Origin of the sequence: Leisingera sp. ANG59, from assembly GCF_013317235.1 — a bacterium.
Classification (GTDB): Bacteria; Pseudomonadota; Alphaproteobacteria; order Rhodobacterales; family Rhodobacteraceae; genus Leisingera.
On sequence record NZ_WLCM01000060.1, the window covers coordinates 1 to 18965 of the forward strand.

The window sequence follows — 18965 nt, forward strand, 5'->3', positions numbered from 1 at the left end:
ACCCGCATGCATGAGGCGATCCTGGCCAATATGCAGCTGGCCTCCAACGTGCTGATCTCCGACGACCTGGAGAGCGCGCGGCTCTTGAGCCTGGAGAAGACCGAGCTGAAGCGGATGGAGCACGACAGCCGCAAGCGCCACCTGAAGCGGCTGCAGGACGGCGCGCGGGAGAGCTTTGACACCTCCGACATCCACCTGGAAACGCTGCGCGCCCTGCGCGAGTTCAACAGCCACATCGCCGCCGTCGCCWMYCCSGTGCTCTACCGCARCGGACAGCTGYTKGARACAAGGCTCATWGAAGAYATGCCMGAAGGCGAGGACGAGGACACGCTTCAGAAAACCAGCAGCTGACCGCCCGCTCGCAGCCTGAGGTCAGGACCCTAGAGAAGAACGCTGCCGGGCATATCAGGAAAATCCTCAACTGCAGAGGCTTCCAGGTAATTCCGCACTGTCGGGTCTATCCGCGTGCTGCGCACCGGATAAACCCCGCAGGCGGCAATCGCCTCGCGTGCTGAAACCCGCTCATCCAGACGCTTCCAGATCGCCCGCGCCGCATAGGGGCGTGGAAAGGGACGCCAGGCCAATCCCATTGTCATGCCGCGCAGGTATTTCAGTTGCTGCCGGTGGGCGGAAAACAGGATAGTCTGCGCCACGCTGCCCTCATGCGCGCGCTCATGCTCGGTGATGAACAGCCGGTTGCCGCGCTGGGTCACCATGCCTTCGTACCGCGAGATTTGCCGTATGCTCTGCTCCGGATCATGGGCGATTTCCAGGTTGCGCGAAAGGATGAACCCGTCTCTTTCAAAAAAACGGGTCAGGGAGCAAAAGATCCCTTCACCCCAGGAAGGCGTCCGGAAATAGGCGTGGTAAAAGCCCAAGTAGCGCTTCAGATTGCGCTGCTGGCCGCGGAACGGCTCCAGGAAACTGTCGCTTGGACCCGGCGGCGTGGTACGGGCGGCATCGCTGAGCTGGGCTTCGAACTCGGCCTGAGGGGCAAACAACCGCGCCTCCGGAATATCGAAATAGCGCGCAATCCGTCGCAGGTTGTGGGCTGCGGGCAGGCTGGTGCCGTTGAGGTAGCGGTTGAACTGCTGGCGGTTGATTCCAACCTCACGACAGATCTGCGCAATGCTGCCATGTTCGGCGCACAGCGACCGCAAGTTTTCAGAAAAATTTTCCGGCATGGCTGATTTCCTTTCGCTAACTGACGCTAGGATGATGCATACCGCGTCGGTTTGCGCATGTTTGCACAATTCCGTGATCCGCGAAACAGGCGTTTTCTGTTCCCAAGCCGCCTGGGTCTGGGGAACCCGGAACCTGCCGAATGACCTGACAAGTCAGCGCCGCCAAGCGCAGGCAGACCGGAGGAGCACAGGCGGAGCGGATCTGATCCAAGGGAGGACATCATGAAGATCGAATGGACCAAGACGGCGCTGGGACGCCGCGGATTTCTGAAGGGCGCCACGGCGCTAGGGGCGGCGGCGGCGCTGCCCATGGGCCTGGGCGGCCGTGCTATGGCGGCAGAGGGCAGCACCCTGCGGGTGCGCTCCTACGGTGACATGCAAAGCATCGACCCGGCGTTTTCCAAAGGCGTGATCGACGAGGAAATCCATGCCTCGATCTACAACAAGCTGATCCAGTACAAGCCGGGCCGCGAATGGGACTGGCAGATGGACGCCGCCGCGATGATCGAACAGGGCGACGAGACCCACATCAAATTCGCGCTGCGCGACGACATCGGGTTCACCAACGGCTTTGGCGCGATGACCGCCGAAGACGTGAAATTCAGCTTTGAGCGGATCGTGGATGAGGCCACCGACAGCCCCAACAAGCCCGACATGGGCCCGCTGAGCCATGTGGAGGTGACGGGCGAACGGGAAGGCACCATCGTGCTGAACGAGCCGTTCGCACCTCTGTGGTCGATCGCGCTGCCCTATATCACCGGTAACATCGTGTCGAAAAAGGCCTGGGAGGCCGCAGGCGGCAAGGCAACCACCGATCCGCTGGCGGAATCCGGCCCCTATCTGCGCGACAGCTGGTCGCCGAAGGAAAAGACCGTCTTGAGGCGCAACCCGGACTGGAAGGGCGAAGCCCCTGCCTGGGGCACCATCGAAATCCTGCCGATCGACGATGAAAACACAGCCGAAATCGCCTTCGAGGCCGGTGAGCTGGATTTCACCCGCGTTTCGCTGGGCTCGGTCGCGCGCTACCGGGACGGGGTGCCGAACGGCGGCACGCTGCTGGAATACCCATCGCTCTACTACACCTGGCTGGGCATGAACTTGGATCACCCCAAGCTGCAGAACCCGAAACTGCGGCAGGCGATCCAGCACGCAATCGACGTGCCGTCGGTGCTGGAAGCCGCCTACTTCGGTGCCGTGGAGCCCTCGACCGGCATCATCGCGCCGGGCCTGGCGGGTCACCGTCCGCAATCCCTGGTGCCGCCGCAGGCCGATTTTGCCAAGGCCGCGGAACTGCTGGCGGAATCCGGCGAGACCAACGTGACGCTCAAGCTCGACACGCTGAACAAGACCACCTTCACCACCGCCGCCCAGGTGATCCAGGCGACACTGGCGCAGATTGGCATCACGGTCGAGGTCAATGTGCTGGAATCCGGGGCCTTCTGGGCCAGCGCCGACAACGAGGACCTGCAGCTGGTGCTGAACCGCTACTCAATGACCCCGGACCCGTACTACGCGACCTCCTGGTTCACCACCGAACAGGTCGGCCACTGGAACTGGGAGCAATTCAGCAACGACGAGTTCGACAAGATCCATGCCGAGGCCTCGCAGCTGACCGACCAGGCGAAACGGGACGAGATGTACCGGCGGGCACAGGATCTGATGGAGGAAAGCGGCGCCTACCGCTTCCTGACTCATGAGGCGACGCCGGTGATTCACTCGGCAGGCGTGGTGCCAGCGCTGCGGCCTGATGGGCTGGCGCTGCTGCGCTACTTCGGCAAGGCCTGACAGTCCCCGCAGGCCCGGTCCTCCCCCCGGGCCTGACCTGGCACGGCTGCAATATGCGGCGCAGCCGTGCCGTTTTCATCCGCACAGCGAAGACAAGGGAGCCATGCGGCCATGTTACTTTATGCAACCCGGCGGTTCGGGCTGGCACTGCTGATCCTGATCGTGGCGGTCACTGTCATGTTCCTGATGATCCGCGCCGTGCCTGGCGATCCGGTCCAGATCATGCTGGGCCCGCGCGCCACGCCAGAGCTGCAGGCGCGGCTGACGGCGGAACTGGCGCTGGACCAGCCTATCTGGAAACAGCTGCTGATCTTCTACGGTAACCTGATGCAGGGCGATCTGGGGATCGACGTGTTCTCGGGCCGCTCGGTGACGGCAATCGTCTTTGAACAGCTGCCGCACACACTGTGGCTGATCTTGGGCTCAATCGCCTGGTCTGCCACGCTGGGCATCGCTCTTGGCGCCTACGCAGCCGCACACCCCAATACGCTGATCGACAGGATTACCGCAGCCATTTCCGTGAGCTTCGTTGCTGCCCCCGCCTTTGTTGTTGCGCTGCTGTCCTTGCTGATCTTTGCTGTGAACCTGCAGTGGTTCCCGGCCATCGGCGCAGGCGAGGGCTTCTGGGGCCGTCTCGACCACCTGGTGCTGCCCGCCTTTGCCATCGGCCTCAGCTGGGTCGGCTATATCGCCCGGCTGGTGCGCGCCTCGATGCTGGAAGTGATGGGCGAGAGCCACATCCGCACCGCCCGCGCCTTTGGCATTCATGAACGCCGGGTGGTGATGGTCTATGCGCTGCGCATCGCCATTCTGCCGGTGGTCACGGTGATTGGCGTCGGCATGGGATTCCTGCTGTCCTCTGCCGTCTTTGCCGAGATCGTCTTTGCCCGCCCCGGCCTCGGCAAACTGGTGATCGACAGCATCACCACCCGCAACTACCCGATCGTGATGGGATCGGTGCTGATCTCCACCGGCCTGTTTGTGGTCTCCACCGCGCTGGCCGACCTGATCAACGCCTGGCTCGATCCCCGCGCCCGCACGGCGAAATAAGGAGGGCGTGAGATATGGCTAAATCCCGTACCGAACTGGGCCAGATCGTCACCGGCGTCGCCCGCGACCCGCTGGGGCTGATGGGTCTGATCATCGTCGGCACCATCGTGTTCTGCGCCATCTTCGCCTATTGGATCGTGCCCTTCGATCCGGTTGGCATGAACATCAAAGACCGCCTGCAGGGACCGTCATGGACCCATCTTCTGGGCACCGACCAGTTAGGCCGCGATACGTTTTCCCGCGTGATTGCGGGCGGCCAGGTGGCGCTGCAGGTTGCCCTGCCGGCTGTCTTCGGCGCCATGGCCATTGGCCTGACGCTGGGCATGATCGCCGGTTACGGGCCGAAATGGCTCGACAACCTTCTGATGCTGTTCTTCGACACCATCCGCTCTTTCCCGACTGTGATGTTTGCCCTGGCCGTGGTGGCGCTGGTGGGGCCAAGCCTCCAGACCGTGGTGTTTGTGGTCATGGCGACCTCGATCCCGACCTATGGCCGGGTGGCGCGGACCCAGACGCTGACCTTGCGCAATTCCGAGTTCATCCTGGCCGAACGGTCCATGGGCGCCAGCATGACCCGCATTCTGGGTGTGCACATGCTGCCCAATATCGTCGGCGTGCTGGCAGTTCTGGCAGCGATGGACATCCCCACCGTGATCGCGCTGGAGGCCGGGTTGTCCTTCCTCGGCCTAGGGGTGAAACCGCCAACACCCAGCTGGGGTGCGCTGCTGAAGGACGGCTATTCCCTGATCCGCCAGACCCCCTGGCTGGTGGTGGGCGGCGGGCTGCCGATCATCCTGGCAACGCTGGGCTTCACCTTCCTGGGCGAGTCCCTGCGCGACGTGGTTGACCCGAAACTGAGGAAACAGCGATGACCGATACGCTTCTGGAAATCGACCGCCTCAGCGTCGATTATGAGACCGCCCGCGGCGACCTGAAGGCCTTGCGCGATATCTCCTTTGATGTGCGCAAGGGCGAGATTGTCGGAATCGTCGGGGAATCAGGCTGCGGCAAGTCCACCCTGATCTCCTCGATCCTGCGGCTGACCGCGCCCAACACCCGGTTCCGTCAGGGAGAGGTGCGGTTCAAGGGCCAGGATCTGCTGCAGCTGCCGGAACGCCAGATGCGGAACTTGCGCGGCGCCGATATCTCCATCGTGTTCCAGGACCCGATGCAGACCCACAACCCGGTGCTGTCGATCGGTCAGCAGATGGTCGATATCCAGCACCGCTCCAAGGCCTCCAAGGCTGAGAAGCGGGCGAGGGCGGCCAAGATGCTGGGCGCTGTCGGCATCCCCGATCCGGAAGCGCGGCTGGCGCAGTTCCCGCATGAGTTCTCCGGCGGCATGCGCCAGCGGATCGCCATCGCCATGGCACTGATGTCCGAACCTGACCTGCTGATCGCGGATGAGCCGACCACGGCGCTGGATGCCACGCTGGAAGTGCAGATCATCGAGCGCCTGCAGGAGCTGCAGCAGGAATTCAACTGCGCCATCCTGTTCATCTCGCATCATCTGGGTGTGATTGCAGAGCTCTGCGACCGGGTGGTGGTGATGTATGCCGGCGCCGTGGTTGAAAGCGGCGACGTGCGCGAGATTTTCCACGATCCCAAGCACCCCTACACCCGCCGCCTGATCGACTGCGACCCGGGCCACATCAAGGAGCGCGCCCGTGTCCTGCCCACCATCCCGGGCGAGGTGCCGGATCTCGCCAACCTGCCCGGCGGCTGCATCTTCCGCGACCGCTGCGACCAGGCAATGCCGCGCTGCGCGTCGCATGTGCCGCCGCTAATACAGCTGAAAGACGGCCACCACGCCGCCTGCTGGCTGAACCACAAGGAGGCCGCAGAATGAGTCTGCTGAATGTGAAAGACCTCAAGACCAGCTATGGCCCGGTCAACGTGCTGGCCGGTGTCAGCTTTACCGTGGAGCCAGGCGAGACCTATGCGCTGGTGGGCGAGAGCGGCTCCGGCAAAACGACAGTAATCCGCGCGATTGCCGGGCTGGCTCCGGCGCAGGAAGGCTCTGTCACATTCGAGGGCCGGGAAATCCGCGGCGCCTCGGAACGCGAGCTGCGTCCCCTGCGCAAGGACATCGCGATGATGTTCCAGGACCCGGTCGGCTCGCTGTCGCCGCGGCTCACGATCCGCAGCCTGATCACCGAACCCTACCGCATCCAGGGCATGAAGGACCGCGATCTGGATGCCGAGGCCAAACGCCTTCTGGAGATGGTGAACCTGCCTGCGCATTTCGCCGACCGCTATCCCTATCAGCTGTCCGGCGGCCAGGCGCGGCGGGTCGGCGTCGCCCGCGCGCTGGCGCTGGAGCCCAAGCTGATCCTGGCGGATGAGCCCACCGCGGGGCTGGACGTGTCGGTGCAGGGGGAGCTTCTGAACCTGATGAACGACCTGCGCGAACGGCTGGGGCTGGCGATGGTGATCATCACCCACAACCTCAACGTCGTGCGCCATGTGGCCGACCGGATGGGCATTATGTACCTTGGCCGCCTGGTCGAAGAAGGCACCACTGAGGCAATCTTCAAGAACCCGCGCCACCCCTATACCCGCTGCCTGTTGTCGGCGAACCCGGAACCCGATCCCGACGCCCGGCTGGAACGCATCGCCCTGAAGGGCGAACCGCCCAGCCTGCTGCGCCGCCCCAAGGGCTGCGAGTTCCGCGAACGCTGCCCCTTTGCGCAGGAGATCTGCACACAAACCCCGCAATGGGAGGTCGCAAACGGCCACGGGTTGCGCTGCCTGGCGCCCTTGAGCTGACGGCCCTCTGCCCGAAACCCCTCAACATCCGAAAGACCATGACCAGCACATTGTATTTCAACGGCGTTGTCCTGACGATGGACGCGGCCAATTCCTGCGCCCAGGCGGTGCTGACCGAAGGCGAGACCATCCGCGCTGTTGGCCCTGAGACGGACCTGCGCGCGCAGATGCCTGCGGGCACTGTTGAGGTGGACTTGCAGGGCCAAACCCTGACCCCCGCCTTCATCGACCCGCATGGGCATTTCCCCGACCCGGGGTTCATCCGATTGTTTCGTGTGAACCTGGCTTCTGCCCCCAGCGGCGATTGCCCGGATATTCCCACCGCCCTAAACCGGCTGCGGGCCAAGGCAGCGGAAACCCCTGCGGGGGAATGGGTGATGGGGGTGCTGTTCGACAATACCGCCATTGCCGAGGGCCGGATGCCGACCCGCGCCGAGCTGGACAGTGTCTCAACCGAACATCCCATCTGGGTGATCCACGCCTCCGGCCACAACGGCGCGGCAAACTCACTAGCACTGGAACGCCACGGCGTGAACCGCGACACCCCCGATCCCCTTGGCGGCCGCTTCGGCCGCGACCCGGAGACCGGAGCGCTGACAGGGCTGATAGAGGGCCTGTCAGCAATGGGCGAGATGGGAGATACCGATTTCCTGATCGACCGCGAACGGTTTTGGGCCGGGTTCAACAGCTGCCGCGACGAGTACCTTGCGCATGGCGTCACCTACGCCCAGAACGCCTGGGCCACGCGGGAGATGCTTGGGCATTTCGCCTCGCTGCCCGCCGATCAGGACCCGGGCTATGACCTGATGCTGCTTCCCATAGGAGAGCTGGAGCCAGAGCTGAGCAGCGGCCCAGATGCGCTGGCCTGGCCCGGCAACCCACACTTTACCCTTGGCCCTCGCAAGCTGTTCACCGATGGGGCGTTCCAGCTGCAGACCGCATTGCTCAGCGCGCCTTACCACAAACCTGTGGACCCGGCCCACCCCTGCGGGATGTCTTACGCGGATGCCGCCGAGCACCGCCGCGAAGTGAAGAAACTGCATGATCTGGGTTTCCAGATCCACTGCCACTGCAACGGCGACGCAGGCGCGCAGATGTTCATCGACGCTGTGGCGGCGGCGCTGGAGGCCAMCCCGCGCGAAGATCACCGCCACACCATCATCCACGGGCAAGCCTTGCGCGACGACCAATTGCAGCAGATGGCAAAGCTTGGCATGACCGTCAGCTTCTTCCCGGCGCATGTGCATTTCTGGGGCGACCGCCACTATGACACTTTCCTGGGGCCGGAGCGCGCAGAACGGATTTCCCCCTGCGCCTCCGCCGAGCGGTTCGGCGTCCGTTACACCATCCACAACGACGCCTCCGTGACGCCGACACGGCCCATCCACCTGGCCCATTGCGCCGTGAACCGGCTGACCGCCAGCGGCCGTCGGCTGGGTGAGGCGCAGCGGATCAGCGCTTTGTCTGCCCTGCGCGCCCAGACGATCGACGCCGCCTGGCAGGTCTTCCAAGAGGACACCCGCGGCTCCATCGAACCGGGCAAGCTGGCGGATTTCGCGGTTCTGAACCGCAATCCGCTGGACGACCCGGACCAGATCGAGACCACCACAGTCACCCGCACCATCCGCCGCGGGCAGACCGTTTGGGTGCAGGAGCAGTGACAATGCAGGCCAAACCGCGGATTGCCATTGCAGGCTTTCAGCATGAAACCAATTGCTTCGGCACCACCAAGGCCGGGTTGGCAGAATTCGAGATGGCAGATTCCTGGCCCGCCATGCTGCAAGGTGAGCAAGTGATCCGCGAAACCCGCGGCATGAACCTGCCCATCGCAGGCTTTGCCGAGGCCGCAGCGAGGGCCGGGATGGACCTCGTCCCCATCCTGTGGTGCGCGGCGGAACCGTCAGCGCAGGTCACTGACGAGGCCTTCGAAACCGTCTGCACCAGGATTCTGCAAGGCCTGCGCGCCGCGGGTCCCCTGGACGGGATATTCCTAGAACTGCACGGCGCGATGGTGAGCGAAAGCCACCCCGACGGCGAAGGGGAGCTCCTGCAGCGGGTGCGCGCCTGGGCCGGGCCGGACTTGCCCGTCGTGGCCAGCCTCGACCTGCACGCCAATATTTCAGCGGTGTCGGTGGAACTCGCCGATTACATCGCGATCTACCGTACCTATCCGCATCTCGACATGGCGGAAACCGGCGCCCGCTGCGTGCCGGTGCTGCAGCACCTTCTGGCAGGCGACAGGCTGCACAAGGCATTCCGGCAGATGAACTGCCTGATCCCGCTGCATGCGCAATACACCACCGCCACGCCTGCGCGGGAGCTTTATGCCGCGCTGCCGCCGCTGGAGCAGGCGGGCGTGCTGGCAGACATCGCGCTTGGTTTCACTGCAGCGGATTTCCCGGACACAAGGCCCTCCTGCGTCGCCTATGCCCGGACTGCCGCCGCAGCCGCACAGGCGGCGGACCATATCACCGGGCTGTTCACCAGGCTGGAGCCGCGCTTCAGCCACCCGATGCTGACGCCGCAGCAAGCGGCAGAGATTGCCTGCCAGCCGCGCGCAGGCAAACCGGTTGTACTGGCGGATGTGCAGGACAATCCGGGTGCAGGCGGCACCTCTGACACCACCGGGTTGCTGGCGGCACTGGCACAGGCAGGCGCGCAGGGCGTTCTGATGGGGCTGGTCCATGACCCCCTGGCAGCCGCTGCGGCGCATGAGGCGGGGCAGGGGGGTGTCTTCCGGACAGCGCTCGGCGGACGCTCAGGCGCGGCGGGCGACAAACCGTTTGAGGCAGAATTTCAGGTCCTGGCACTTGGCGATGGCACCTGCCGCTATTCAGGCGAGATGTATGGCGGCGGCGTCGCCACGCTCGGCCTGACTGCGGCGCTGCGCTTGAAGGGGGCGAAGGCAGACATCACCCTGGTTGTTACCAGCATCCGCAACCAATGCCTGGACCTGGCGCATTTCACCCATATCGGGCTGGACCCGGCAGCCTTCCGCACAATCTGCGTAAAAAGCACTGCTCACTTCCGCGCCGACTTCGAACCGGTTGCCAGCGCAGTGTATCCGGTGGCGGCCCCCGGCGTGTTTCCCTGTGATCTGGGTGCGTTCCCGTACACAAACCTGCACCCGGACGTCAGAGCCATCCCTGCAAAAGGCTGACACCTGCTGCAAGGATGGTCTGCGCAGGCGGCGAGGGGTAGCCGCCTGCGGGAGGATCAGTCCTCATCCTCGCCGTTCTGATAGGGCACCACCAGCGTCGGGATCTGCGAACGGCGCAGGACACGTTTGGCCACAGTGCCCAGAAAAGTGTGGGAAAACCCGTGGTCATGGGCGCCCAGCACGATCAGGTCGCAGCCCAATTCCACCGAGCGGCGCAAGATCACCTCTGCCGGGTGGCCGTCGGTTACCTCAACCGAGGTGACCTGATCGCGGATCCTGGCCTCGTCGCCTTCAAAAGACGCCCAGAACCGCGCCTGCCGCTCGGCCAGCATCTGCTTGACCATCTCATGACGCCGCTTGGCCGCCGACTTGCGGGTTTCATCGTTCAGCACGAACATCTCAAACGTGATGCGTGCATCCTCTGAAATCGGCTCATTCACATGCAGCACGTGGATTTCCGCTCCTGTCGCATGGGCCAGACTGGCCGCATGGCGCAGCGCCAGGGTGGAGTTATGCGACAAGTCGGTGGCAAACAGAATGTTTGTGATCATCGGTTTCATGCCGGTCTCCTTTCAGATCAGTAGCCGAACAGCCGCGGCAGCCACAGCGAGATTTCCGGGAAGAAGGCGATGATGAAAATCGCAATCGTGTTCACCGCCGCAAAGGGCAAGGCCCGCAGCGAGATCGTTTCGATCGAGATATTCGAGATGCCCGAGGCGATGAACAGGTTTTCCCCCAATGGCGGCGTCTGGAAGCCGATGCCCAGGGTACAGACCATCACCACGCCGAAATGGATCGGATCGATGCCTACCGAATAGGCGACCGGCAGCATTACAGGAACCAGGATCAGGATGGTTGCCAGGGTCTCCATGAACATGCCGACGAACAGCAGGAAGAAGATGATCAGCGCCCAGATCACATAGAGGTTCTGGGTAAAACTAAGCATGCTGTCGGCGATCATCGCCGGGATCTGGTTTTCCACCAGCAGGCGGCCGAATACGGTTGCCGTGAACAGGATCAGCAGCACGCGGCCCGTCAGCCAGGTGGTTGCCTCAAGCGACTGGAACAGCGACGTCCAGGTCAGCTCGCGGTAGATGAACACACCGATCACAAGGGTATAAAAGATTGCCACAATGGCCGCCTCGGTCGGGGTGAAAAAGCCGGTGTAGATGCCGCCCAGGATCACCAGCGGCGCCATCAGCGACCAGAATCCGCGGTACATCTCACAGCCGACATTGCGGATCGACCAGCCGTCAGCAGATCCTTTGTAGCCGCGCTTCTTTGACATGAAGAAGTTCAGGATCAAAAGGCTTGTCGCGATCAGGAAGGCCGGCACAAAGCCTGCAATGAACAGCTTGGAAATCGAGACCGACTGAAAGGTCCCGTATTTCTCCACCGCTTCCGGCGGCGGCGCCATGCCAAGCGCGGCAATGCCAAAGATCACCATCGGAATCGACGGTGGAATGATGATGCCAAGACCGCCGGAGGACGCCGTGACGGCTGAGGCATAGCCTTTCTCATAGCCGCGGTTGATCATGGCCGGGATCATCAGCATCCCGACGGCCGCCGTGGTGGCGGGGCCGGAACCGGAGATCGCGCCAAAGAACAGGCAGGCCATCACGGTGGCGGCGGAAATGCCGCCAGTGAACGGACCGGCCAGGCTTTCGGCCACGTTGATCAGCCGTTTTGAGATCCCGGCGGCCTCCATCAGCGCCCCGGCAAGAATGAATGCTGGCAGCGCCATCAGCGGGAAGGAGCCGACAGAGGTAAAGGCGATCTGCACGAATTTGATCGGGTTTTCGTCCAGATAGAGGAATGACAGCAGCGACGACACCCCCAGCGCGACGGTGATCGGCGCCCCCAGAAGCAGCAGCAGCAGAAAGGATCCAAACAGGATCGTGACGATTTCGGTTTCCATTGTCCTGTCCCTCCCGGTTATGTGCGGTTGTCCGCGCCAGCCGCAGCCTTGATTTCGTCAAGGTCGATCTGGTCGGGATCGTGGATATCTTCGCCGCGGATCAGCTTGCGGTAATTCACCTGCAGAATGCGGATCGTCATCAGGGCAAAGGCGATGGGCAGAACCATGTAGATGTACTTCATTTCGATGCCCAAGGTCTGCGACTTCCAGAACTTGTTCATCTTGTTGAAGACGAAATCAGTGGCCAGCCACAGAAAATAGCAGTTGAAGAACAGCCAGAAGAGGTCGGCAAAGGCCTCAATATACTTGATCCAGCCCGCAGGCAGAAACTTGAACTGGAAGGTGACCCGGTTATGCGCGCCCTTCAGGGCGGCATAAGAGGCGCCAAAGTAGACAAACCAGACGAACATGTAGACCGACAGTTCTTCGATCCAAGAGAATGAATGGCCGAAAACCTCGCGCGAGACAATCTGCACAAACAGCAGAATGACAAAGCCGGACAGCAATAGGCGGCAGATATAGCTTTCTATATTTTCCAGGAATTTCCAGAACATGATGCACTCCTCCCCTGTGCGAAGCAGCGCCGTAGCGCTGCTTCGTTGTTTTTATGGGTTTGCCAGAGGCTTACTGGACCGGGTCACGGCCGATGGTGGTCAGCACGGAGTTCAGCTTTTCGACGCCGCCGATGGAGTCGTAAAACTGCGGCCAGACCGCTTCGGTCGCCAGCTGGATGAATTCGGCTTCATCGTTTGCCGGATCATCGATCTGCATGCCTTTGGCGACCAGTTCATCCTTGATCTGGGCTTCGATGTCGCGCAGGAACTGGGCCGATTTCAGGGTGGCTTCCTTGCCTGCCTCGATCAGGATCTGCTGGTCTTCTTCGGACAGGTCCTGGAACACAGCCTCGGAGACGATCAGCGGTTCGATCGAAAAGATGTAGCGCAGGTTGGTCACATATTCCTGCACCTCGTAGAATTTCATCGAGTTGATGGTGGTGTAGGGATTGTCCTGGCCGTCAACCACCTTGGTCTGCAGGCCGGTAAAGGTCTCGGACCAGGCCATCGGGGTCGGGTTGATGCCCCAGGACTTGTAGGTCTCGATCATGATCTCGTTCTTGGGCACGCGGATGACCAGATCCTGCAGATCAGCCACGGTGGTGACCGGCTTCTTGGAATTGGTCAGGCGGCGGAAGCCGGTGTAGGTCCAGGCCAGGATACGCACGCCGGCGTCCCGGATGGTGTTTTCGGTCAGCTCCTGGCCGATCGGGCCCTGGGTCAGCTTTTCTGCATCTTCCAGCGACAGGATCACATAAGGCAGGGTGAACACGCCGACGGTCGGCGAGAACGGCGTGACGTTGTTGATCGCCAGCAGCGACATATCCAGGGTGCCGATTGCCGCCTCGTTCACGGTGTCCTGTTCCGACCCCAGCTGGCCGTTCAGGAACATGGTGCCGGTGTGTTTGCCGCCGGATTTTTCTTCCAGCGCCTCGATGAAGAACTTGCCGGTACCTTCCTGCGAGCTGCCTGCGCCGTCGCCCACAGCGATCTTGAAGTTCTTGGCCGAAACAGCGCCGGTGGTCAGCAGCGCAGCGGCGGAAACGGCTGCTGTCAGGGTGCAGACCTTCTTGAGAAATGACATAACTTCCTCCCGTATTGTCATTCTGGGTCCCAAGGTCCGGGGCGGCGCGCCCTCCACAGCGCATCTGCCAGCCGGTTCCAGCCTTGGTCTGCCGGAAGCTACATTGCGTTTCTGGTTTCTTGAATGTAAACTTTTGAACGCAAAGTTTCACATATGTCGAACCATTTGATGGCCCGGAAGTCCAACCTCAAACATGTCGCCGATGCTGACCTGAAATTGCTGCGGGTGTTCAAGGCCGTGGCCGAAAGCGGCGGCTTGGCGGCAGCGGAAACCGAGCTGAACATCGGCAAATCCACCATATCGAAATATCTTGCCGACCTTGAACTGCGGCTGGACCTGAAGTTATGCCATCGCGGCCCGGCAGGGTTTTCGCTGACCGATGACGGCAGCAAGGTGCTGAAGTCGGCGGAAGGCTTGCTGCTCTCCGTTTCAGACTTCCGGGCTGAAGTGAATGAAATCAAGCAGCAGCTTGCCGGCACTCTGCGCATAGCCTTGTTCGATCAATGCGCCTCAAACCCCGAGGCCCATGTCGCCGGCGCCATCCGGGCCTTCAACAAGGCCGCCCCAGCGGTCGAGATCGACCTGTCGCTAGAACCGCCCAACGTCATCGAAACCAACGTGATCGGCGGTAAATTCGATGTTGGGATCCTGGCACTCCACCGGCCTTCGCCGAGTCTGAACTACGCCTCCCTTTATGGCGAGGATATGTTTCTTTATTGCGGCAAGGGGCATCCCTTCATGGACTGCGACCACTCCAGCCTCCGCATGGAGGATGTGCGCGCGGCCAACTACGCCGGCATCCGGGTGAACTCCCCTAACCTGCATGTCGGCCAGACACTGGGTTTCCGCCGCGCTGCCAAGGTGCAGAACGAACAGGCGCTGGCCATACTCGTCATGTCCGGCAGCTATCTAGGGTTTCTGCCCGACCACCTGGCCGACAAATTTGTCCGCGACGGGATGATGCGGAAAGTTCTGCCGGAACAAATCTTCTACCGGAGCCAGTTTGCCGCCGTCACCCGCAAGCGTCCGGCAATGAACCGCATCACCAGATTGTTTCTCGACCAATTGAACACAGCGCATTCTGCGCGGTAGACGGCAGTCGGCACGCCCCGCCGCAGCCTGTTCAGATAATGTCGAGCGAAACCTTGACCCGGTCCATCACCACCGACGAAGTGAACCGGCTGACATTGGATTCATCAAAGAAATACTCCTGGGTGAAGGCCTCGTATTCCTTGATGTCCTTGACAATGACCATCAGGATGAAATCCGCTTCGCCGGTGGTGTAATAGCATTGCTGCACCTGCGGCGCCTTGCGCATCTTGCGTTTGAAAGCATCCAGGTGCATCCGGCTTTCGCGCTCCAGAACCACCTGAACAATCACTGTCATTTCGCGGCCCATCTTGGCTGGCGACAGGATTGCGATTTCCCTTTCAATCACCCCGGTATCGCGCAGTTTCTTCAGCCGCTTCTGCACCGCGGGCGCTGAAAGGCCGACCTCCTGGCTGATTGCTTCGGCAGTCAGCTGCGCATTCGCCTGGATCAGCCGCAGAATTTCGTGGTCTTTGTTGTCCATGGCTGATTTTTGGGCCGGTTTGGCTGGAATGACAACTTGAAAACCTGCCGCAGGTCTGGCCGGAAGCCGCGCTGAGAGACAGCTTGCGAATGTTCAACTATGAAATGTGACCATGTCCCGGTCTGACATTTTGCGCCATCCTGACAGAAGAATTCCAGCAACAGCGACCGCTCCGATCCTAAAAATATGGACCTAAGATAGCTCGCCCGCCGAAGTGGCGTAAAATTCGAATTTGCGGCATCAATTCCGCAAAGATTCCGGAAAACTTCATTTGCGGCTCTCTTGCGGTACACGTTTTATCAGGACTTTCCGGTTTATGACTCCTCAAGGCCCCGGTGCCTCCGGGCGCCGCAGACTGCAGGAGACCCTGGCCAATGCCCCGACTGACAAAACTGCCTCTGAAGCTGAAACTGCCGCTGATCATGGTGGCCCTGACAGGTGTGTTCCTCGTCACCGTGTCAGTGCTGGTCTATTCCATGGCAGAGCGCAGCATCCGCGAAAATGCTTTTGCTGCCCAGAAGATCGAAGCCAAATCCGGCGCCCAGGCGCTGGGGTTCCTGATCAAAGCGGCGCGCTCCGATGTATCGAGCCTGGCAGGCCAGCCCGCGGTATTCCGGGCGATCAGCAACTTTGAGCGGGTTATCGGCATGGTCGAGGAAGACGACCCCATTGCTTATCTCAAGCAGACATACGCCGCCGGAAACCCCAACACCGCGGACCAGCGGGAGGAGCTGACGGATGCGGGCGACGGCTCCTATTACAATCAGTCGCATGTCACCTATCACCCCACCTTCCTGCAAAGCCTGCGCCTCAACGGCTATCAGGATCTCTATCTGATCAGCTCCGCCGGGCAGGTGGTTTATTCGGTGAAAAAGCAGGGCGATTTCATGACCGGTGTCCAGGAGTCGCCGGACAGCGGCCTGTCGCAGGTGTTCCAGGCAGCGCTTGAGGCTGAGGCAGGCACGGTAGCAGTGGCGGATTTCGCAACCTACAGCCACAGCCCGGATGCCGCAGCGTTCATGGCCGCGCCGGTGTTCGCCAAGAACGGCAAGATCGCCGGGGTGATCGCTATCCAGCTGGGCACCGATGGCATCGTCAAGGCCCTGACCAGCAACCTCTCAGGCGGCACCCACCAGAATATTTACGTGGTCAGCAGCGACGGCGTGGCCCGAAGCCCGTCCTCGGTGGCAGGCCTGTTCCCGGTGCTGCAGCGGTTGCCAGCAACGCCGCAGATCCAGGCCGCAAAGTCACGCGAGGCAAGCCAGTTCGAAGGCGTGCCCTCGTCGCTGGGGGAACACGCCATTGCCCAGGTGATGCCGCTGGACCTGCCCGGTTTCGACTGGTCTCTGGTGCTGGAAACCGATGAAAACACCGCCTTTGCGGTGGTCGAGCGCATCCGCCTGATCGCCGCCGGCATGATCGGCGCGGCGCTTCTGGCGGCGATCGGCGTCTCCTGGCTGGCGGCGCGCAGCGTCACCCGTCCAATCCACGCCCTGCGCGAAGCCACCAATGCGCTGGCCGACGCCGATTACAATTCTGAAATCCAGGGCCTTGCGCGCGGTGATGAGCTTGGCGATCTGGCGCGCAGCCTCGACACTTTCCGCGGCAAGCTGAAGGACGCAGATGAAGCCGCCGCCCGCGAGGTGGAAGCCGCCCGCCATACCGCAGCCGTGGTGGAAAGCATGAGCGCCGCGCTTTCGGAGCTGCAGCGGGGCAACCTGGCCTGCGACATCCGGGCGCCATTTGACGGTCATTACGAAACCCTGCGCGAAAACTTCAACCGCAGCCTCGAACGGCTGCGCGGCTCAATGGCAGAGGTCGTCGGCGCTGCCGGAAACGTCGGCCGCTTCTCCGAGGAGCAGCGCGGCGCAGCAACCGAGATGGCGCACCGCACCGAAAGCCAGGCCGCAACACTGGAAGAAACCGCAGGCGCGATCCGGGAACTGACCGGCGGCATCCGCGACACGGCAGAGCGCGCGGGCCGCATGGACGACACCATGCGCGGCGCCCGCAGCGAGGCAGAACAAAGCACCGATGTGGTGACATCAGCGGTGGCGGCGATGGATCAGATCCAGGAGGCCTCCGCAGAGATCTCCAAGATCATCAACATGATCGACGACATCGCCTTCCAGACCAACCTCCTGGCGCTGAACGCAGGCGTCGAAGCCGCCCGCGCGGGCCCCGCCGGGGCAGGCTTTGCCGTGGTTGCCTCTGAGGTGCGCGCACTGGCGCAGCGCGCCTCCAATGCGGCCGGGCAGATCAAGGGTCTGACCTCCGCGAGCGAGGAGCATGTCGCCAATGGTGTTGCCATGGTGGGCCGCGCCGGTGATGCGCTGACCCGGATTATCGAACAGGTCTCGGCAGTGTCCGGGCTTGTGACCGAGATCGCCGACGGTGTCCGGGCGCAATCGCGCGGGCTGGAAAAGATCGACGGCGCCATGCATCAGCTGGACAACATGACCCAGCAGAACGCCGCCATGTCCGAAGAAGCCGCCGCCGCCAGCCAGCTGCTGCAGCATGAATCGCAAAGCCTGACTGACATCGTCGGCCGCTTTGATTTGGGTGGGGAAGGTGCAGATCCTGACTTTGCGGCAAACCCGCACCGGCTGAGCGCATAAGACCGAAATGGCAGGCTGGAGTTAGCCTTCAGCCTGCCGGCAAGAAACGTGCTTCGACCCACTAAATTAACATAAGTCTCATTACAGGCCGATTGCTAGACCCCGAGAAACCGGTCCGCGACGTCCGCAGGCAACTCGGTTATCCGGCCTTCCCAAGCGTTGTTACCCTTGTTGAGGATCACCGCTCTGTCTGCCACGGCCGAGAGCTCCTTCAGTGATTTGTCCACCACCAGAATCGACAGCCCCGCCTCGCGTTTCAGCCGGGCGATGGCGGCCCAGATTTCCTGCCGCACCACCGGCGCCAGCCCCTCGGTCGCCTCGTCCAGGATCAAGAGCCGCGGGTTGGTCATCAGCGCGCGCCCGATGGTCAGCATCTGCTGCTCGCCACCCGACAGCGACCCGGCGGCCTGCGTCCGGCGCTCTTCCAGCCGGGGGAACAGTTCTGCCACCTTGGCCATGTCCCAGGGGCCGGGGCGGGCCGCGGCGATCAGGTTTTCCTCCACCGTCAGCGGCGCAAAGCAGCGCCGCCCCTCGGGCACCAGACCGACCCCCAGCCGCGCGATCTTGTGCGACGGCAGTTGGCGCAGGTCGTGGCCGTCGAACCGCAACTCCCCCTTGGAGGCCGCCAGCATCCCGCAGATCGTCTTGATGGTGGTGGATTTGCCCATGCCGTTGCGGCCTATCAGCGCCACCACCTCGCCCTCGCCGATCTCCAGATCGACCCCGAACAAGGCCTGCGCCGGGCCGTATGAGGCCTCGACGCCTTGTAAAGTCAGCAGGCTCATGCGGCGTCCTCCTCTCCCAGATAGGCGCGGCGCACCTCTGCGTTGGCGCGGATGTCGTCCGCGGTGCCGGTGGCGATGATCTGGCCGTAGACCAGCACGCTGATCCGGTCGGCCAGGGCAAAGACCGCGTCCATGTCATGTTCCACCAAGAGGATCGGCGCCTCCTGCCGCAAGCCATCCAGGAAGCCGGTCAGCGCCTTGGACCCGGCAGCACCCAGGCCGGCCATCGGCTCATCCATCAGGAACAGCCTCGGTTTCAAGGTCAGCGCCACCGCCACCTCCAGCTGGCGGCGCTGGCCGTGCGACAGGTCGGCGGTGCGGCGGTTTGCATCGTCGGTCAGCCCCACCCGCTCCAGCGCGTCGCGCGCCTGCTCCAGCAGCTCGGGATCCTTCATCACGTTGCGGAAGAAATGGAACGGCCGGCCCCGCCCCCCCAGCGCCCCCAGCACTGCGTTCTGCAGCACGGTGTATTCCATCGCCAGCGC

The 18965-nt window shown here is 62.6% G+C and carries 17 protein-coding genes and 1 pseudogene; 10 read left to right on the forward strand and 8 right to left on the reverse strand.

The genetic code is table 11. The features are described from left to right. Positions 1-351 (forward strand): annotated as a pseudogene (locus GKC28_RS24180) (Na/Pi cotransporter family protein); the annotation flags it as partial. Positions 352-380: 29 nt separating this feature from the next. Here GKC28_RS24180 and GKC28_RS24185 read toward each other — a convergent pair. Continuing rightward, positions 381-1184 carry a helix-turn-helix transcriptional regulator gene (locus tag GKC28_RS24185; protein ID WP_174149516.1) on the reverse strand — a complete coding sequence of 268 codons (804 nt, stop codon included), beginning with the start codon at positions 1182-1184 and terminating at the stop codon, positions 381-383. Between the two features lie 222 nt (positions 1185-1406). Between GKC28_RS24185 and GKC28_RS24190 the strand changes: the two genes are divergently transcribed. The 7 genes from GKC28_RS24190 (at position 1407) to GKC28_RS24220 (ending at position 9948) form a co-directional block, all read left to right on the forward strand. Next, positions 1407-2969, forward strand: a complete 1563-nt coding sequence (locus tag GKC28_RS24190) for an ABC transporter substrate-binding protein (protein WP_174149517.1) — start codon at positions 1407-1409, stop codon at positions 2967-2969. Between the two features lie 111 nt (positions 2970-3080). Further along, complete coding sequence (locus tag GKC28_RS24195) at positions 3081-4019, forward strand: ABC transporter permease (RefSeq protein ID WP_174149518.1); 939 nt, start codon at positions 3081-3083, stop codon at positions 4017-4019. Positions 4020-4033: 14 nt separating this feature from the next. Then, positions 4034-4891 carry an ABC transporter permease gene (locus tag GKC28_RS24200; protein ID WP_174149519.1) on the forward strand — a complete coding sequence of 286 codons (858 nt, stop codon included), beginning with the start codon at positions 4034-4036 and terminating at the stop codon, positions 4889-4891. Then, entirely contained in the window at positions 4888-5868 is a 981-nt protein-coding gene (locus GKC28_RS24205) for an ABC transporter ATP-binding protein (RefSeq protein WP_174149520.1), read from the forward strand. Before GKC28_RS24200 ends, GKC28_RS24205 begins: the two co-directional genes overlap by 4 nt. After that, positions 5865-6788, forward strand: coding sequence for an ABC transporter ATP-binding protein (locus GKC28_RS24210; RefSeq protein WP_174149521.1), 924 nt, complete (start codon positions 5865-5867; stop codon positions 6786-6788). The genes GKC28_RS24205 and GKC28_RS24210 overlap by 4 nt, the downstream gene beginning before the upstream one ends. A gap of 38 nt (positions 6789-6826) precedes the next feature. Beyond that, positions 6827-8449: an amidohydrolase gene (locus GKC28_RS24215; protein WP_174149522.1), complete on the forward strand. Its 1623-nt coding sequence runs from the start codon at positions 6827-6829 to the stop codon at positions 8447-8449. A gap of 2 nt (positions 8450-8451) precedes the next feature. Continuing rightward, positions 8452-9948 carry a M81 family metallopeptidase gene (locus GKC28_RS24220; RefSeq protein WP_174149523.1) on the forward strand — a complete coding sequence of 499 codons (1497 nt, stop codon included), beginning with the start codon at positions 8452-8454 and terminating at the stop codon, positions 9946-9948. 56 nt (positions 9949-10004) lie between these two features. Here GKC28_RS24220 and GKC28_RS24225 read toward each other — a convergent pair whose 3' ends face one another. The 4 genes from GKC28_RS24225 to GKC28_RS24240 form a co-directional block, all read right to left on the reverse strand. Then, positions 10005-10508, reverse strand: a complete 504-nt coding sequence (locus GKC28_RS24225; protein ID WP_065266557.1) for a universal stress protein — start codon at positions 10506-10508, stop codon at positions 10005-10007. Between the two features lie 17 nt (positions 10509-10525). Then, positions 10526-11866 (reverse strand): TRAP transporter large permease, encoded by a 1341-nt coding sequence (locus GKC28_RS24230; protein ID WP_174149524.1) that lies wholly within the window; start codon positions 11864-11866, stop codon positions 10526-10528. A 17-nt stretch (positions 11867-11883) separates the two neighbouring features. After that, entirely contained in the window at positions 11884-12420 is a 537-nt protein-coding gene (locus GKC28_RS24235; RefSeq protein WP_174149525.1) for a TRAP transporter small permease, read from the reverse strand. Positions 12421-12490: 70 nt separating this feature from the next. Next, complete coding sequence (locus GKC28_RS24240; protein ID WP_174149526.1) at positions 12491-13504, reverse strand: TRAP transporter substrate-binding protein; 1014 nt, start codon at positions 13502-13504, stop codon at positions 12491-12493. 153 nt (positions 13505-13657) lie between these two features. Here GKC28_RS24240 and GKC28_RS24245 point away from each other — a divergent pair, with 153 nt between their 5' ends. After that, positions 13658-14596, forward strand: a complete 939-nt coding sequence (locus GKC28_RS24245; RefSeq protein ID WP_254604388.1) for a LysR family transcriptional regulator — start codon at positions 13658-13660, stop codon at positions 14594-14596. Positions 14597-14627: 31 nt separating this feature from the next. Here the strand turns inward: GKC28_RS24245 and GKC28_RS24250 are convergent, their stop codons facing one another. After that, complete coding sequence (locus GKC28_RS24250) at positions 14628-15077, reverse strand: Lrp/AsnC family transcriptional regulator (protein ID WP_174149527.1); 450 nt, start codon at positions 15075-15077, stop codon at positions 14628-14630. A 374-nt stretch (positions 15078-15451) separates the two neighbouring features. Here GKC28_RS24250 and GKC28_RS24255 point away from each other — a divergent pair, with 374 nt between their 5' ends. Further along, positions 15452-17695, forward strand: a complete 2244-nt coding sequence (locus GKC28_RS24255) for a methyl-accepting chemotaxis protein (RefSeq protein ID WP_174149528.1) — start codon at positions 15452-15454, stop codon at positions 17693-17695. A 95-nt stretch (positions 17696-17790) separates the two neighbouring features. Here GKC28_RS24255 and GKC28_RS24260 read toward each other — a convergent pair whose 3' ends face one another. Together GKC28_RS24260 and GKC28_RS24265 are read right to left on the reverse strand one after the other, a co-directional pair. Then, positions 17791-18480, reverse strand: a complete 690-nt coding sequence (locus tag GKC28_RS24260; protein WP_174149529.1) for an ABC transporter ATP-binding protein — start codon at positions 18478-18480, stop codon at positions 17791-17793. Next, positions 18477-18965: ATP-binding cassette domain-containing protein (locus GKC28_RS24265; protein ID WP_174149530.1), on the reverse strand; the 489-nt coding region annotated here is incomplete at its 5' end. The genes GKC28_RS24260 and GKC28_RS24265, both read right to left, overlap by 4 nt.